The sequence below is a fragment of the Azospirillum ramasamyi genome (assembly GCF_003233655.1).
Classification (GTDB): domain Bacteria; phylum Pseudomonadota; class Alphaproteobacteria; order Azospirillales; family Azospirillaceae; genus Azospirillum; species Azospirillum ramasamyi.
Map to the genome: position 1 here is coordinate 482,343 of NZ_CP029829.1, position 17,212 is coordinate 499,554.

Consider the following 17,212-nt stretch of genomic DNA (forward strand, 5'->3'; position numbering starts at 1 on the left):
AATTCGCTTTAGAACAGGCCTTCCAGCGGCGCCTTGCGCTTGCGCTCGATGACCGGAGTGGCGGCGCCGTCCACCGACTTGCCCTGGGCCTGGGCCTCGCGCAGGCGCTGCTGCTCCTTGGCGGGGTCGACGAGCGAGTAGGGCTGCTCCTGCTTCTGCCAGAACAGCAGCGAATCGATCCAGCTCTTGTCGGCGATGATCAGCTGGGTGGTTTCCTGATCGACCTTGGCGCGGATATTGGGGTCGATGCCGTCGCGCGCCGAGGCCTGGGCGATCAGCGACCTCTCGCCGGCGGTGGAGCCGGCCGCCGCCGTGGCGTTACCGCGCGAGGAGCCGCCGAACACGGCGCCGGCGGCCATCTGGGTCGACGTGCTGTCCTGCGGACGGGCGGCGCCGGGGCGCGGCCGGGGCAGATCCTGCATGCTGGGCGGCAGGGTCAGCGGAGCGCGGGAAACGACGGCGAACTCGTCGGGGCTCTGGCGGTCGAGACCGATGGAGCGGCGAACATCCGAGCAGCCGGCGAGCGTCAACGCCGCAAGCGCCAGCCCAAGCAGAGGAAGCCGGGTCCGGGAGAGGGAGGAGGAGATGCTGGTCACGTTCGGAGGATCCCGTCGTCTGTCACGTCGTAGCGACCCGGGCCGAAGGTCCAGGCCGCATGGTCAGCGCTCGCCGGTGGTTATAACGCCACCGGCGACGGAACTCTTACGACTTTTCGCGGTCCGCGAACAGTCCGTCGATCAGCAGCAGGACCACGCCGATGCTGATTCCGCTGTCGGCCACGTTGAAGGCCCAGAAATGCCAGCCGGCATAATGGAAGTCGAGGAAGTCGACCACCGCGCCATGCAGAAGCCGGTCGGCGACGTTGCCCACCGCGCCGCCGATGATCAAGCCCAGCGCCAGCGCCGCCAGCCGGCTCTCGGCCTGCCGCATCCAGAGGACGAGGCAGACGGCGATCACCGCGGCGATGGCGCTCAGGATATAGGGCATCATCGCCCCGCCGCTGGCGAAGGTGCCGAAGCTGACGCCGTAGTTCCACACCAGCACGAGGTTGAAGAAGGGCGTCACCTCGATGACATGCGGCACCGGCTGCATGACATGTTCGAGGATCCACCATTTGCTGCCCTGGTCGAGCACGGCCACCACCGCGGCGACGATCAGCCCGAACAGCCAGTAGGAGCGGGATTGGTTGGCGACGAAGGTGTTCATGTGAACTCCGGAAGCTGCCGCCCCCTGCCCCCACCCCGACCCTCCCCCGTTGAACGGGGAAGGGGGATTGGTCGTCGGGCGGCGGAGTTCCCTCCCCCGGCCGGCGGGGGAGGGTTAGAGTGAGGGTATCGGGTTCCGGCCGGCCTCATGCCACCGCGTCGGAGCAGCGGACGCAGAGCGTCGGATGGTCGTGGACGGTGCCGACCTCCGGCAGGACCTTCCAGCAGCGCTCGCACTTCTCGCCTTCGGCCAGCCCCGGGGCGACGGCGATGCCGGGGACGTCGGGCAGGGTGAAGGCCCCGTCGGGCGCCGCAGCCTCCGTCACCTCGATGGCCGAGGTGATGCAGACGTCCTGGAAGTCCACGTCGGCCAGCAGCGCCTTGGTGGCGGCGTCGACATGGACGGTGGGATCGGCCTGCAGCGACGAGCCGATGGCCTTGTTGGCGCGCTCAAGCTCCAGCGCGCCGGTGACGACGCGGCGGACGTTGCGCACCGCCTCCCACTTGGCGGCGAGGGCGTCGTCGCGCCACTCGGCCGGAACCTCCGGGAAGCCGCGCAGATGCACGCTCTCGTCGGTCCAGCCCTGGCCGCCGGTCAGGCCTTCCGGCCGGGCCAGCCACGCCTCTTCCGCGGTGAAGCAGAGGATCGGCGCGAGCCAGGCGGTCAGGGTGGAGAACAGATGCTCCATCACCGTCCGCACCGACCGGCGGCGCACCGAATCGACCGCGTCGCAATAGAGGCTGTCCTTGCGGACGTCGAAGTAGAAGGCCGACAGCTCCACTGCGCAGAAGTTGTGCAGGGCCACGAACAGGGCGTGGAAGTCGTAGGCCTCGACCTTCTCGCGCACCAGGGCGTCCAGTTCCGACAGGCGGTGCAGGACCCAGCGCTCCAGCTCCGGCATCTGGGCGGCGTCGATCCGCTCGGCCGGGGTGTAGTCGGCCAGCGCGCCCAGCAGGTAGCGCAGCGTGTTGCGCAGGCGGCGGTACAGGTCGGCCTGGGTCTTGATGATCTCCTTGCCGATGCGGAGATCCTCCGAATAGTCGGAGTTGATGATCCACAGGCGCAGGATGTCGGCGCCGTACTGGTCGCAGACCTCCTGCGGGGCCACCACGTTGCCCAGCGACTTGGACATCTTGCGGCCCTGCTCGTCCAGCACGAAGCCGTGGGTCAGCACCGCGTTGTAGGGCGCCCGGCCGCGCGTGCCGCAGCTTTCCAGCAGCGAGGAATGGAACCAGCCGCGATGCTGGTCGGAGCCTTCCAGATAGAGGTCGGCCGGCCATGCCAGCTCCTCCAGTCGCTGCTCCAGCACGAAGGCGTGGGAGGAGCCGGACTCGAACCAGACGTCGACGATGTCCCGGACCTGCTCGAACTCCCCGGCGGCATAGCCGTTGCCGAGGAAATCCTGCGGATCGCGGGCGAACCAGGCGTCGGCGCCCTCCTGCTGGAAGATGTCGGCGATGCGGGCGAACACCGCCTCGTCGCGCAGGATCTCGCCGGTCGCCTTGCGCACGAACAGGGCGATCGGCACGCCCCAGGCGCGCTGGCGGCTGATGCACCAGTCCGGGCGGCTCTCGATCATCGAGCGGATGCGGTTCTCGCCCTGGGACGGGATCCAGCGGGTGTCGGAGATCGCCTGCAGCGCCACCTTGCGCAGGTCGTTCGTCTCCATCGAGATGAACCACTGCGGCGTGGTGCGGAAGATCAGCGGCGCCTTGGACCGCCAGCTGTGCGGATAGCTGTGCTTGATGCGGTTGCTGGCCAGCAGCGACCCGGCTTCCCCGAACGCCTCCAGCACCGCCTTGTTGGCGGGGCCGGGCTTGCCCTGGTCGGTGTAGACCGTCAGGCCGGCGAAGAGCGGAACGTGGGCGTAGTAGCGCCCGTCCTCGCCCACCGTCTGCGGCACCTCGATGCCGTTGGCCTGGCCCAGCCGGAAGTCGTCCTCGCCATGGCCGGGGGCGATGTGGACGAAGCCCGAGCCGGCGTCGGTCGTCACGAAATCGCCGGCCAGCAGCGGCACCTTGAAGTCGTAGCCCTTGCCGTTCAGCGGGTGGCGGCAATAGGTGCCGGCGAGGCGCGAGCCGGGGAAGCGGTGCAGCTGCTTCCACTCGGTGATGCCGGCCTCCTTCAGGACGCTTTCGGCCAGCGCGGTGGCGAGCACGAGGCGCTCGCCGACCACCGCCTTACTGTCCTCGGCGACCGCCGTGACCTTGAAGGTGGCGTATTCGATCTCGTCGCCATAGGCGATGGCGCGGTTGCCCGGCAGGGTCCAGGGGGTGGTCGTCCAGATGACGATGCTGGCCTCGTCCACCTCCGGCGCCGACGACCCCCAGACGGGGAAGCGGGCGAAGACGGTGGTGGAGGTGTGGTCGTGGTATTCCACCTCGGCGTCGGCCAGCGCGGTCTTCTCGACCACCGACCACATCACCGGCTTGGAGCCCTTGTAGAGGCCGCCGTTCAGCGCGAACTTGTGGATTTCGCGGACGATCTGCGCCTCGGCCGGGAAGGTCATGGTGGCGTAGGGGTGCTTCCAGTCGCCTTCGACGCCCAGCCGGCGGAACTCGGCGGCCTGGATGCCCACCCACTCCTCGGCGAACTGGCGGCACTCGGCGCGGAACTGGATGAGCGGCACGTCATCCTTGTTCTTGCCGGCCTTGCGGTACTTCTCCTCGATCTTCCACTCGATGGGCAGGCCGTGGCAGTCCCAGCCGGGGACGTAATCGGCGTCGAAGCCCTGCATCTGGCGGAAGCGGACGATCACGTCCTTCAGGATCTTGTTGACGGCATGGCCGATGTGGATGTTGCCGTTGGCGTAGGGAGGGCCGTCGTGCAGCACGAACTTCTTCCGGCCCTTGGCGCCGGCGCGCAGCTTGCCGAACAGGTCCATCTCGGCCCAGCGCTTCAGCAGCTCGGGCTCCTTGGTCGGCAGGCCGCCGCGCATGGGGAAATCGGTGCGGGGCAGGAAGACGGTCGATTTGTAATCGCGGGTCATATCGGATCCCTGGGGGAAAGCATCACCGTCGGGCGGCGGCCGGCAGGACTGGCCGTGGCGCCGCCCGGAACACAGCAGGTCTCTATCCCGGCCCTCCTCAGAGAGCCGGGCCGGTAATTCGCGCGTGATGCGCCGGGGCGCACATCGTCGGGATCCGCAGTGAGACGTCCATGGCGCGGGATATTAGCGGCGTGTGCGGTGCGGTCAAGGACGGCTCATGCCGGTCCGGAGCGCGGCAGGGTCCGAAAAATCCTCTGGTCATGCGAGTGTTGCAAATCTAGGGTGTTGCCGCCGGGATGTCGGCACAGGAAGTGTTCGCGGCAGGCGGCACGCGAAAGGGCATCGGCGGGCATGATCGATCGACGGACAAAAGACTTCCTGGCCGAATTCCTCGCTTCAGCCAACAAGGACCCGGCGGTTCTCGACCGTTTCCTCCTGTATGGGCCCGAGCGCGGCGGCCGCGGCGCCCGGCCGCGCCTGAAGATCGCCTTTTTCGACTTCTGGCCGGAGTTCAATCCGGCCGACAACTTCTTCGTGGATATTCTGTCGAGCCGCTTCGACGTTTCCGTCGTCGAGAACGACTGCGACCTCGCCGTCGTGTCGGTGTTCGGCACCCGACACCGCGAGGCCCGCACCGCCCGCGCGCTGTTCTTCACCGGCGAGAATGTGCGGCCCCCGCTCGACGGCGTCGACATGTCGGTGTCGTTCGACCGCATCGACCACCCCCGGCATTACCGCCTGCCGCTCTACGTCATGCATGCCTGGGACCACAGGCGCGAAGGGGCGACGCCGCATTTCTGCCACTCCGTCCTGCCGCCGGTGCCGCCGACGCGGGAAGAGGCGGCGAAGCGGAAATTCTGCGCCTTCCTCTACAAGAACCCCAACTGCGCCCGCCGGAACGACTTCTTCCAGATGCTCTGCGCCCGCCGCCATGTGGAATCGGTGGGCTGGCTGCTGAACAACACCGGCAGCGTGGTGAAGATGGGCTGGCTGCCCAAGATCCGGGTCTTCTCGCGCTATCGCTTCGCCTTCGCGTTCGAGAATGCCTCGTATCCCGGCTATCTGACCGAGAAGATCCTCGATGCCTTCCAGGCCGGCGCCGTGCCGCTCTATTGGGGCGACGCCGGCGTGTTGCGGGACGTCGCCGCCGGCAGCTTCATCGACGTGTCGCGCTATTCCTCCGACGAGGAGGCGATCGACGCCATCCTGGCCGCCGACGACGATTACGACACCTATCGCCGCTACCGCAGCACGCCGCCCTTCATCGGCACGGAGGATTTCTACTTCGATGCCTTCCGCCTGGCCGAATGGATCGAAAGCCGCCTGTGAGCGGCGCTGGTGAGAGAGCCGCCTTGCCGCGGCGGAAGGGTGGGCGATGAAGCGGGTGCTGCTGAACTATGCCGACGGGGCCTTCACGACGGCGCAGAAACACAACGGCAGGACCGGGTTGGAGGTCGGCGGCTTCGACGGGGTGGCGATGATGGGGCGGCACCACATCGATGCCGCCTTCGCCGCCCGCAACCGGCATATCCTGGAGCAGCCGCGCGGGGCCGGCTATTGGCTGTGGAAGCCCTATTTCATCGACCTGATGCTGCGCAAGCATCTGCAGGACGGCGACATCCTTTTCTACAGCGACAGCGGGGCCCATTTCGTCCACAGCGTCGACCCGGTGATCGAACTCTGCCGCCAGCGGCGCGACCTGCCGGTCCTGCTGTTCACGCTGGAGGACCAGCACAGCAACCGCGTCTGGACCAAGCGCGACTGCTTCCATTTCATGGGGCAGGACCAGCCGGCCTTCACAGATGCGCCGCAGATCCTCGCCAGTTTCATCGTCTGCGAGCGCGGGCCGGAAAGCATGGACTTCGTTTCGCAATGGCTGCGCTATGCCCAGGATGCCCGGCTGATCACCGACGCCCCGAACGAATGCGGCCTGCCGAACTATCCGGAGTTCCGCGACCATCGCCACGACCAGAGCATCCTCAGCCTGCTCGGCCGCCGCCACGGCGTGACCGCCATTCCCGACATCTCGCAATGGGGGGACGGCCGCCGTCCGGCCGGGATTCCGCGCATCCTGGAACACACGCGCTGGCGCGGCTGAGGTCGGCTATGGCAGACAAGCGCCGGACCCGTCCCCGTCAACCGTCAGCAGCGATCGGCAGCGCATGACCAGCTTCACCCGCGCCGTGGCGGCGGAAAACAGCGGCAATCTGGAGGAGGCGAGGGCCCGCTACCTCGAAGTCCTGCAGGCCGAGCCGCAGAACCCGTCCGCCCTGCACCGGCTGGGCGTGGTGGAACTGCGGCTGGGCCGCCCGCGTGAGGCGGTGATCCTGTTCCAGCAGTCGCTGGCCATCGCCAAGGACCTGGAGGTCTATCTCGATTTCGGTTCCGCGATGGCCGCCATGGCCCGCTGGGATGCGGCGGCGGCGGTCTATGCGGCTGCGCTGCGGGTCGCTCCCGCTTCGGTCGATGCGCATTACGGGCTTGCGCTGGCCCTGCACCGGCAAGGCCGCGCGCAGGATGCCGAACCCCATTACCGCAAGGTGCTGGCGACCCATTCCCACCTGGGGGAGGTCCACAACAATCTCGGCGTCGCCCTGCAGGAACTTGGTCGATTCGCGGAGGCCGCCGCCGCTCATCGCGAGGCGGCGCGGCTCGATCCCGCCGACGCCGGGGCGTGGTCCAAGCTGGGCGTGGCGCTCCATCGCATGGGCCATGGCACGGAGGCGGAGGCCGTCTTCCGCAAGGCGGTCGGCTTCGCGCCCGGGGATGCGGAGAACTGGCACAACCTGACCTGCCTGCTCGACGCGACCGGCCGCCCCGCGGAGGCGCTCGCCGCCAGCCGTGTCGCGGTGGCGCTCGATCCGGCCAGCGGGCGGAACTGGCTGGCGCTCGGTAATGCCGCCCATGCGGCGCGGCGCTGGAGGGAGGCATGGCGTGCCGCCTCGGCCGCGGTCCGGCTGGAGCCGTCCGACCCGGCGGCGCGCAACAACCTCGGCAACGCCTTGCGGGAACTCGGCCGTCCGCAGGACGCCGTGGCCCAGTACCGCGCGGCGCTCGACCTGCAGCCCGATTTCGCTTTGGCCGAGATCAATCTGGCCCTGCTCCTGTCGAGCCTGCGCGATGCGGCCGGCGCGCTGGCGGTTCTCAGGGGCCTGCTGGCCCGGCAGCCGGCGAACGGCGATGCCTGGCGACGGCTGGGCCGCGTGCTGGCGGAGGCCGCGCGCCCCGATGCCGCCGTCGCCGTCCTGCGCAATGCCGTCGCCATCGATCCCGGCGAACCCGAAGCCCATGTCGATCTGGCGATGGCCGCCGCGATGGCCGGCTGGAGCGCGGTGTCGGTGACCGCCTGCCGGCGGGTGCTGCGGCTGGTTCCGGACCATGCCGCGGCCTTGGGCCAGCTCGTCCATCGGCAGAGGCTTCTGTGCGACTGGCGCGATCTCGATGGGCTGGAAGCGCGGCTCCTCCGGCGGGTGCGGGAGGGGGCGGAGGGCGTGTCGCCCTTCGACGTCCTGTCCTGCGCCTCGACCCTGGCCGACCAGCAGGCGGCCGCGGCCCGCTGGGCGGCGGCGAAGGCCCGCGCCGCCGTGCCGACGGCCCGGCCGCAGGCTGTGGCGGCGGCTGTGGCGGCGCGCGACGCGCGCCTGCGGATCGGCTACCTCTCGTCGGATTTCCGCGAACATGCCATGGGCCACCTGATGGTCGATGCGCTGGAAACGCATGACCGCTCCCGCTTCGCCGTCACCGCCTATTCGACAGGCATCGACGACGGCAGTGCGCTGCGCCGGCGGCTCGAGCGGGGGATCGAGCGCTTCGTCGACCTGCGCCGCCACACCGACGCCGATGCCGCGCGGGCGATCGCGGCGGACGGCATCGACATCCTGGTCGATCTGACCGGCTTCACCACCTTCTCGCGCAGCTCGATCCTGGCGGCTCGCCCGGCCCCGGTGCAGGTCAACTGGCTGGGCTATCCGGGAACGCTGGGGGCGGAGTATGTCGACTACATCGTCGCCGACCCCATCGTGATCGCGCCGGGCGAGGAGGGGTTCTTTACCGAGCAGGTGGTGCGGCTGCCGGATTGCTATCAGCCCAACGACCGCCGGCGCGTCATCGCCGAGGCCACGCCGACGCGTGCGGACTGCGGGTTGCCGGGCGACGGTTTCGTATTCTGCTGCTTCAACAGCCCCTACAAGCTGACGCCCGCCCTGTTCGACGGCTGGGCGCGCATCCTGGCGGCGGTGCCGGGCAGTGTGTTGTGGCTCTATGCCGGGGATCCCCAGGTGGCGGCGAACCTGCGCCGCGAGGGCGAGGCCCGCGGCGTGAACCCCGGCCGGCTCGTCTTCGCCAGGCCCATGCCCCATGCCGAGCATCTGGCGCGGCACCGGCTGGCGGATCTGTTCCTCGACACACTTCCCTACAACGCCCACACCACGGCCAGCGATGCCCTGTGGGCGGGGCTGCCGGTGCTGACACGGCGCGGGACGACATTCGCCGGGCGCGTGGCGGCCAGCCTGCTGCGGGCGGCCGGACTGCCCGAACTGATCGTCGACGGGCAGGAGGCCTATGAGGCCGCGGCGGTGACGCTCGCCCGCTCGCCCGGACGGCTTCGCGACCTGCGGGATCGGCTGGCGCGCAACCGGCCGGTCTGTGCCCTGTTCGACACGCCCCGTTTTGCCCGGCATCTCGAGGCGGCATACCGGGAGATGTGGGAAATTCACCGGGCCGGCGGTGCGCCGCGGCCGATCACGATTGCGGCCGACGACACCGGCGGTCCGATATCCGCCTTGCAGGGAGAAGGGGAGGCCACATGACGACCGCCGACAACGCAGGGGCGCGGCTCCACATCGTCGTCCCTTACCGGGACCGCGAAAGCCATCTCCGGCAGTTCGTCCCCTGGGTGAGCGCCTATTTCGACCGGCTGGTGCCGCGGATCGACTATCGCGTCACCATCGTGGAGCAGGAGGCCGGGCTTCCCTTCAACCGGGGGGCTCTGATGAATGCCGGATTCCTGCTGGGTGAGGAACGGAGCGGCTACACCTGCCTGCACGACATCGATTACCTGCCGGTCGATGCCGACTATTCATCGGCCGATTGTCCCACGCCGATCCTGTGGTACGGGGCGGAGCAGCGGCCGGTCGCGCCGGGACGGTCGGACCGTACGGTAACGACCAACCTGGAAAGCACGATGGGCGGCGTGCTGCTGATGCCGAATACGGTCATGCGGCAGGTCGACGGCTACTCCAACGTCTTTTGGGGCTGGGGCTACGAGGATTTCGATTTCTCGCTGCGGATCCGGGCACGCCGCATTCCCACCGGCCGGCGCAAGGGGCGCTTCCAGCCGCTCGACCATGACAACGACGGCTTCACGCCGGATGCGACGCCGTCGCCCATCTCCCTGGTCAACCGCCGTCTGTTTCAGACGCTTTGGTCCGGCGGAAAGATCCCGGCCGGCGACGGGCTGTCCACGCTGTCCTTCGACGTGCTGGACCGGCGCCCCTGCGACGGCGGAGGCGCCGCAGGAGCGCAGGGACGGTGGGAAATCGTCCGCGTCCGGTTCAACCACAATCCGCGCCCGGACCAGGAAGCGGCCGTCGCTGCGCACCGGGATTCCCGCAACGGCTGAGGCCGGCACCGGATCTTTGAAGATGCCGAAACCTTTGAAGATGCCGGCGGGGAGGCGGCGCGGCGCCGCCTCCCCGCCCGCGTCACATGCTCGCTTTGCCGCCGTGGGAGGACGACCAGCCGACCGGGTCGTTCAGGAACTTCTCGACTTCCGACAGGGTGTTCTCGTCGAAATAGCGGTTGTCGCGGGCGACCTTCAGAACGTCCCACCAGGTGCACAGCGCGTGCAGGCGCACGCCGATGGCGTCCATGTTGACCTGCGACTGCGGGAAGATGCCGTAGTGGAAGATCACGAAGGTGTCGGTCACCTGGGCGCCGCCGTTGCGCAGCGCGGTGACGAAGTTCTCCTTGCTCTTGCCGTCGGTCGCCAGATCCTCGACCAGCAGGACGCGCTGCCCCTCGGTCAGCAGGCCTTCGATCTGGGCGTTGCGGCCGAAGCCCTTCGGCTTCTTGCGCACGTACTGCATCGGCAGTTCCAGCCGGTCGGCGATCCAGGCGGCGAAGGGAATGCCGGCGGTCTCGCCGCCCGCCACCGCATCGATGGCCTCATAGCCGATCTCGCGCTCGATCGTGGCGACCGCGAAATCCATCAGCGCCTTGCGGGCGCGCGGGAAGGACACGATGCGGCGGCAATCGGTATAGACCGGGCTGGCCCAGCCCGAGGTGAAGATGAAGGGCGTCTCGGCGTTGAAATGCAGCGCCTTGATCTCCAGCAGGATCTTGGCCGCGGTGGCGGCGATGGTGGCCTGATCGGGCAGGGTAGACATGACGGAAGGCTCCGGAAAACGGGATGGCTCGCGCGTTGCCCCCTGTGTAGCGGCGTGATCGCGGATTCGCAACGGCGGGGGGCGTCGCCGGCCTGTCTGACGAGAGTTTCAGAGCCCTGCTTCTGACTGGTGCTTCAGACCGGGATGTCGCCGAACACCCGGCCCGCCGGTTCCGCCGGAGCGCCGGCGTCGGCGGCGCCCTTCAGCCAGCGTGCGAACTGGCGGTCGGCGGTGTTGATGTGCAGCATCAGCCATTGCGGCAGGAATTCCGCCAGGCTGTTGCGAACCTCCTCATCCGCCACCTCGCCGGAGGCGAAAGCATGGACGCGGTCCCGGGCGAGCTGGTGCTGGGCGAGGTGGTCGTCGAGGAAGGGATAGCCCGCCTCCTCCATCACCTGCTGTTCGTCGGTGAAATGCGACTCGGTGTAGGCGACGGCGGCGGCCAGGGTCCTGCGCATCTCCTCGGCCGGATGACCTTCGGTGACGGCGCGCTCGAAGGCCTGGACCAGGGCGATCCACTCGCGATGCTGCTCGTCGATCGACGCGATGCCCAGGATCAGGTCGTCGCTCCACACGAGGCGGCCGTAATCGACGGTGTCGGCGCTTTCGCTGTCGCTCATGGAGCTGTCGATCATGGCGGAACCCGTGCTGGTCGGTAGGTGCATCCGTCGGATGGCGCGCGCAGGACGTGCGGCGGCCGGAGTCTCCTAAATCTTCCCGGCCGCCGACCGCAAGCGTCGGCGATGCTACCTATTGCCGCGTCCCCGCTTCATGACCGCCGGTATCAGACGGCGCCGCGGACGCTGCCCAGGAAGCGGTCCACCTGACTGCGCAGCAGCTCCGCCTGCTTCGACAGCTCGCCGGAGGAGGAGAGAAGGCGCGAGGCCCCGCTTCCGGTCTCCGACGCCGCCTGAAGGACGCCGCCGATGGACGAGGACACCTCGTTGGTGCCGGCCGCCGCCTGCTGGACGTTGCGGGCGATCTCCATGGTCGCGGCGTTCTGGCCGTCGACCGCTTGCGCGATGGTGCCGACGATGGCGTTCACCTCGCCGATCGTCGCGGCGATGTTCTGGATCGCCTGCACGGCGTCGGCGGTCGCCGTCTGGATTTCCTGGATCTGCTGCGAGATGTCGCCGGTGGCCTTGGCGGTCTGGTTGGCGAGGCTCTTCACCTCGCTGGCCACCACGGCGAAGCCCTTGCCCGCCTCGCCGGCGCGGGCCGCCTCGATGGTCGCGTTCAGCGCCAGCAGGTTGGTCTGCCCGGCGATGGAGCTGATCAGGTTCACCACGTCGCCGATCTGGTTCGCCTTGGCGGACAGGCCGTCGACGATGCGGTTGGTGCCGTCCGCCTGATCGGCCGCGTGTCTGGCCTTGCGGCTGCTCTCGCCGATCTGGCGTCCGATCTCGGCGATGGAGGCCGCCAGTTCCTCCGCGGCGGCGGCGACGGTCTGGACATTGACCGAGGCCTGTTCGGACGCGGCGGCGACGGTGGTCGCCTGGGTCTCGGTATGGTCGGCGGTGGTCGTCAGCGACTGCGCCAGCGCCCGCACCTCGGTCGAGGAGGTGGAAACGCTGTCGACCACGCCCTTCACCTCGCGCTCGAACCGGCTGGCCAGCGCCGCCATCTCGGCACGCTTGCGCTCCTCGGCGGCGTGCTCGGCCTCGGCCTGGCGGCGGCGGAAGGCGTCGGCCTCCACCGCGTTGGCCTTGAACACCTCGACGGCGCCGGTGATCTGCCCGATCTCGTCCCGCGAGCCGGAGGCTGGCACGGCCACGGTCAGATCGCCTCTCGCCAGCGTCAGCATCGCGTCGGTCAGCCGGCGCAGCGGACGCAGGGCCGCCACCGTCCACAGCCCGAAACCGGCGGCCAGCAGCAGGGCGGCGCCGCACAGCGACAGCATCAGCGTCTGGAAGCCGCTGGCCACTGCGCGCGCACGGGCGGCGATCTGCTGGTTCTTGCGCTCCTGCAGGTCGATGAAGGCGTTGATGCGCTTCAGCCATTCGGTGAAGGCCGGACGGGCGTCCTGCATCAGCGCCTTCTGGGCGCCGGCCATGTCGTTGGCCTTGCGGGCGGCGATGACCGCCGTGAGCGTCGGCAGGGCCTTCGTCTCGATCTCCTTGATGCCGGCGAGCAGGGACCGCTCTTCCGGCTCGACATCGGCCATGCCCGCGAACATGGCGTCGAGAGGCTTGGCGGATTGCTCGTAGAAGGCGGCCAACCGGTCGATGTCGGCGAGCGCCGCGGACAGGGTCGCCGGATCGGTGGCCAGCACCACGTCGCGCAGCGCGATGGCGCGGTCATGCACGCTGCCACGGAAGTTGATGGCGTAGCGCTGCTTGACGCTGTTCACCTCGTTGATCCGGGTGAGGTCGGAGTCGATCTTCCGCACCTCGCGGACGCCGGTGACGGTCAGGCTCAGCAGGAGAAGAAGCACCACGCCGAAGCCGAGAAACAGCCGCGTGCGTATGGTGGCGTGCCGGGAAAGGAACATTGCGGCGCATCCCGTCGATAATGACGATGGCAGGGGAGTTCATCCTATACGAAAGATTCTGCTCTTTCGGTGATATCGAAATGTGACATCGCGTGCGCTTGGCAAGCCTGCCGGGAAAACATGTTCCAGGGGGGAAGGGGGACCGGAGCGGCGGCCGCAAGGAAGGCGGGTTGCGGATCGGTGGCGGTGCCGCAATATGCGTCGGGCCTGCAACTTTCCGGGAGTTCGCGCCTTGGGACCGTCGATGCCGCCTCAGCCCCCATCCGCCCGGCCGCCGCGACGGCTCCGCCTCCCATCCGGCATCCTGGCGCTGGCGTTGCTGCCGGCCCTTCTGGCGCCGCTTTCCCCCGGTTCCGCTTTCGCCCAGGACACTGAACAGGAGGCCGCTCAGGACTCTGGGCAGGATGCTGCGCAAGGTAGGGCGGAGGCCGCCAAGCCCGGCGCGGGGGCGGAGGACCGGAGGCGGGAGGACCGCAGGGGTGACGATCTCCAGGGATTCGACCCGCAGCGCAGCGTGACCCGGCACAGCCTGCCGCTTCCCGGCGGGGCGCTGGCCTATGAAGCGACGGCGGAATTCCTGCCGCTGCGCGACGGCGCCAAGGAGGAATTGGCGGCCCGCATCTTCACGGTGTCCTACATCGCCGAGCCGAAGAACCCGGCCGATGGGCCGCGGCCCGTCACCTTCGTCTTCAACGGCGGGCCGGGCGCCGCGTCGGCCTACATGCATCTTGGAGCGGCCGGACCCAAGGTGGTCGCCTTCGGGCCCGACGGCACCCTGCCGCCGCCGCCCGCCGCGCTCGTCGACAATCCCGACAGCTGGCTGGCCTTCACCGACCTGGTCTTCGTCGATCCGGTCGGGACGGGCTTCAGCCGGGCCGTGAAGCCCGACGAGACGGAGAAGCGCTTCTGGTCGGTGGACGGCGACGCGCGGGCGATGGCCGAGGTCGTCCGGCTCTGGCTGACCCGCCATGGGCGCTGGTCGTCTCCTGTTTTCCTCGCCGGGGAAAGCTATGGCGGCTTCCGCATCGCCAAGATGGCCGAGGAACTGATCGATCAGGCCGGGCTTGCGGTGAGCGGGCTGATCCTGGTCTCGCCCGTCGTCGATTTCGCCGCCATCGACGAGGACGGCATCCTCGGCCCCGCGTGGAAGCTGCCGTCCATGGCCGCCTCCGCCGCCGCGCTGGGACGCAGGACCGGCACCCCTGAACAGGCGGCAGAGGCGGCGGAGCGGTTCGCGCTCGGCCCCTACCTGACCGGACTTGCCGGGATGGACTATGGGCGGCTCGACGCCGCGCAGGACCTCTTCGCCGAGGTCGCGCGCATCACCGGCCTGCCGGTGGAGATCGTGCGCCGCCAGCGCGGGCGGGTGCCGATGGGCGCCTTCACGCGCGAGCTTCTGCGCGACCAGGGGCGCATCCTCAGCATCTATGACGGCACCTTCACCGCGGCCGATCCCGATCCGGGCGCGGCCCGCATTCCATTCGATCCCTTCCTGAAGGGGACGGTGCCGACCTACACGACAGCCTTCGCCGCATACGCCCATGATGCTCTGGGGGTGCGGACCGACGCGCCCTACCGGCTGCTGAGCAACCGGGTGAACCGGAACTGGGAATGGCCGCGGATGTCGGTGCCGAGCGCCGTCGACGCGCTGCAGACGGCGCTGACCCTGCAGCCGGCGCTGCGGGTGCGGATCGTCCATGGCCTTACCGACCTGATCACCCCCTACATGGCCTCGCGCTGGGTGGCGTCCAGGCTGGAGTTGCCGGAGGGCGAGCGCGACCGGGTGGCGGTGACGGTGCATCCCGGCGGGCACATGATGTACACGCGGCCGGAGGGCCGCGCCGCGCTGGCCGCCGATGCCCGCGCCCTGGTCGAGGAGGCCCTGCGCAACCGCTGACGACGCCGGCCGGCCGCGCCCGCCGGTTGAAGGCGGGCACAAGCCGTCCTGAGATGGCGTCCTGAACAGGCCGGAGAGAGGAATCGAAAAGGGGGCGCCCCGGTCGGAGCGCCCCCTTTTCGTGTATCCGGCCCTGGTCCGGCCCTGGTCCGGCTTAGAACAGACGCAGGATCGACTGCTGCGACTGGTTGGCCAGCGAGAGGGCGATGGTGCCGAGCTGCTGACGGGTCTGCAGCATCAGCAGGCTGGCGCCTTCCTCGTTCTGGTCGGCCAGCGTCAGCTTGCTGGCGCCTTCCGTCAGCACGTCGCTGAACTCCTTGGTGAAGCTCTCGCGGGTCGTGATGATGTTCAGGTTGGTCGACAGCGACTGCGACGCGGAACGGATCGTCGCCTTGGCGTTGTCCAGGCCGGCCACCGCCTTGTCGATGTCGGCGCGGTCCATCCAGTCGTTCTGCGCGCCATCCATCCGCAGGCCCTGGCCGCTGGTCGACAGGTTCACGGCGTTCACGGTGATCGAGTTGGTGTTGCGCTCGTTCAGCTGAACCGTGATGTCGTTCGACGTGGTGGCGTCGGAAATCTGCTTGGTGACGATGTTGGCCGAGCAGTTGGCCGTCGCCGCCTGCTGGATGGTCGAGGCGTCGATGCCCAGCCGCACCGTGCCGGTGTCGAAGGTGAAGGACTGTTCGCCGCCGGACAGCTTGCCGTCGCCGCGTTCGTTCATGCCGTCGCGGGTGACCTGGGCGCCGCTGGAGTTGGTCACCTGGATCTGCAGGTCGACCTTCTTCTCGATGGTCGAGATGCCGTTGCCCTGGTTGTTCGCCGCTTCCAGCAGCTTGCGGTCGACGGTGAAGGACACCACCGTGCCCGACGCGAAGCTTTCCGAGATCTTCTTGGTCAGCGCGTTGGTCGTGCTGGCCGTCACGGTGAAGTCGCGGACCACGCCGGCGGTGGTCGCACCGGTCAGGACGATCGTGTTGCCGGAGCCCAGCGAAGCGGTGGCGACGTCCTTGCCCTGCAGGCGGCCGCTGGTGATGGCGTTGCTGATCGATGCCACCAGCTGGGCGGCGACGTTGCCGCTTCCGCTCATGCCCACGGCGACGTCGCCGGAGGTGGCGGTGTAGCTGAAGGTCTGGCCTTCGACGGTGATGCTGAAGATGTCGCCTTCTTCGATGGTGCCGCTGACGTTCACGCCCGACTGCTGCGCGTTGCCGGCCGTGGCGGCCTGCGCCAGATTGGTCGTCATCGTCTGCGTGTTGTCGAAGTAGGAGATCGTGCGGCTTTCGTTGCCGTCCGACACGATGAAGTCGCGGGTGCGGCCGTTGGCGCCGCGGACTTCGATCTGGACGTCGGAGAAGCTGCCCAGCGTGCTGGACATCGTGCCCGACAGCTTCAGGCCGACGAGGCCGTGCTTGTTCTCGGCCTTGGAGATGTCGGCGGTCTTGCCCTCAACCGAACCGTCGCCCTTGATGCGGATCGAATAGGTGTCGGGGGAGATGACGTTGGTGACGCGGGCGTTGTCGACGCCGGTGATGGTGTTGACGGCGGCGCGGGACTCGCTGGTGCTGTCCATGCTCATGCCGTTGCCGTTGATCAGGTTCTTGCCCTGATAACCGCTGTCGGCGGCCAGCTTGTCGATCTGGTCCTTCAGCGTGTTGAACTGGGCGGCCAGCGACTTGCGGGTGGCCACGGAGGCGGCGTCGGTGCCCAGCGCGGCGTAGGCGGCGGTGGTCAGGCCCTTGGCCTGGTCGACCAGCGAGTCGATCGAGGTCAGGCCCTTGTCGGCGGCCTGGATGGTGCTGATCGACTGGCCCATCGCGTCCTTCAGCGAGGACAGGTCGCCGGCACGCTGGTTCAGGCCCTTGGCGGCGAAGAAGGAGGTGGGACCATCCAGAGCCGAGTTGATCTTGTTGCCCGTCGACAGGATGTTCTGCTTCTTGTCGATTTGCGACTGCGTGCTCTGCAGCTGCAGCAGGTTCGTGCGCATCGAGGCGGTCAGGGTCACATTACCGGCCATGGTCCTAGTCTCCTTCTGAGGCTGTCCCCGCGCTTGGTCATTTGACCGGCGAGGCAACGTGCGTTTTCCTGACACCACTGTTTCAAGCGCCGTGCCAACTGCGCTGATGTGCCATAAGGCGCTGATTTTCCTATGGAATAAAAAAGGGTCGGCAAAAAGGGCAGGGTTGGGGCGGCCCCGGCCGGCGGGCGGTCCGAAAAAGTTTCCCGGAATCTTTTGCCGGTGACGG

General features: G+C 68.6%; 12 protein-coding genes. 5 read left to right on the forward strand and 7 right to left on the reverse strand.

Going from position 1 to position 17,212, the window contains the following annotated elements; translation table 11 throughout:
- Window positions 1–8: 8 nt before the first annotated feature.
- The 3 genes from DM194_RS02235 to ileS form a co-directional block, all read right to left on the reverse strand.
- Window positions 9–596 (reverse strand): DUF3035 domain-containing protein, encoded by a 588-nt coding sequence (locus DM194_RS02235; protein WP_111065721.1) that lies wholly within the window; start codon window positions 594–596, stop codon window positions 9–11.
- A gap of 106 nt (window positions 597–702) precedes the next feature.
- Window positions 703–1,206 (reverse strand): signal peptidase II, encoded by a 504-nt coding sequence (lspA, locus tag DM194_RS02240; RefSeq protein WP_111065722.1) that lies wholly within the window; start codon window positions 1,204–1,206, stop codon window positions 703–705.
- Between the two features lie 145 nt (window positions 1,207–1,351).
- Complete coding sequence (ileS, locus tag DM194_RS02245) at window positions 1,352–4,195, reverse strand: isoleucine--tRNA ligase (RefSeq protein ID WP_111065723.1); 2,844 nt, start codon at window positions 4,193–4,195, stop codon at window positions 1,352–1,354.
- Window positions 4,196–4,546: 351 nt separating this feature from the next.
- Here ileS and DM194_RS02250 point away from each other — a divergent pair, with 351 nt between their 5' ends.
- The 4 genes from DM194_RS02250 (at window position 4,547) to DM194_RS02265 (ending at window position 9,815) form a co-directional block, all read left to right on the forward strand.
- Window positions 4,547–5,524, forward strand: coding sequence for a glycosyltransferase family 10 domain-containing protein (locus DM194_RS02250; RefSeq protein ID WP_111065724.1), 978 nt, complete (start codon window positions 4,547–4,549; stop codon window positions 5,522–5,524).
- 46 nt (window positions 5,525–5,570) lie between these two features.
- Window positions 5,571–6,293 (forward strand): hypothetical protein, encoded by a 723-nt coding sequence (locus DM194_RS02255; RefSeq protein WP_111065725.1) that lies wholly within the window; start codon window positions 5,571–5,573, stop codon window positions 6,291–6,293.
- Between the two features lie 64 nt (window positions 6,294–6,357).
- A complete protein-coding gene (locus DM194_RS02260) occupies window positions 6,358–9,003 on the forward strand; it encodes a tetratricopeptide repeat protein (RefSeq protein WP_111065726.1) in 2,646 nt (881 codons plus the stop codon).
- Window positions 9,000–9,815 (forward strand): galactosyltransferase-related protein, encoded by an 816-nt coding sequence (locus DM194_RS02265; RefSeq protein WP_111065727.1) that lies wholly within the window; start codon window positions 9,000–9,002, stop codon window positions 9,813–9,815. Before DM194_RS02260 ends, DM194_RS02265 begins: the two co-directional genes overlap by 4 nt.
- Before the next feature lie 82 nt (window positions 9,816–9,897).
- Here the strand turns inward: DM194_RS02265 and DM194_RS02270 are convergent, their stop codons facing one another.
- The 3 genes from DM194_RS02270 to DM194_RS02280 form a co-directional block, all read right to left on the reverse strand.
- Window positions 9,898–10,581, reverse strand: coding sequence for an orotate phosphoribosyltransferase (locus tag DM194_RS02270; RefSeq protein WP_111065728.1), 684 nt, complete (start codon window positions 10,579–10,581; stop codon window positions 9,898–9,900).
- A 134-nt stretch (window positions 10,582–10,715) separates the two neighbouring features.
- Window positions 10,716–11,216, reverse strand: a complete 501-nt coding sequence (locus DM194_RS02275) for a bacteriohemerythrin (protein WP_111065729.1) — start codon at window positions 11,214–11,216, stop codon at window positions 10,716–10,718.
- A 149-nt stretch (window positions 11,217–11,365) separates the two neighbouring features.
- Window positions 11,366–13,072, reverse strand: coding sequence for a methyl-accepting chemotaxis protein (locus DM194_RS02280; RefSeq protein ID WP_111065730.1), 1,707 nt, complete (start codon window positions 13,070–13,072; stop codon window positions 11,366–11,368).
- Window positions 13,073–13,316: 244 nt separating this feature from the next.
- Between DM194_RS02280 and DM194_RS02285 the strand changes: the two genes are divergently transcribed.
- Entirely contained in the window at window positions 13,317–14,969 is a 1,653-nt protein-coding gene (locus tag DM194_RS02285) for a S10 family peptidase (RefSeq protein WP_246024249.1), read from the forward strand.
- A gap of 154 nt (window positions 14,970–15,123) precedes the next feature.
- Here DM194_RS02285 and DM194_RS02290 read toward each other — a convergent pair whose 3' ends face one another.
- Window positions 15,124–16,983 (reverse strand): flagellin N-terminal helical domain-containing protein, encoded by a 1,860-nt coding sequence (locus tag DM194_RS02290; RefSeq protein WP_111065732.1) that lies wholly within the window; start codon window positions 16,981–16,983, stop codon window positions 15,124–15,126.
- Window positions 16,984–17,212: the final 229 nt, after the last annotated feature.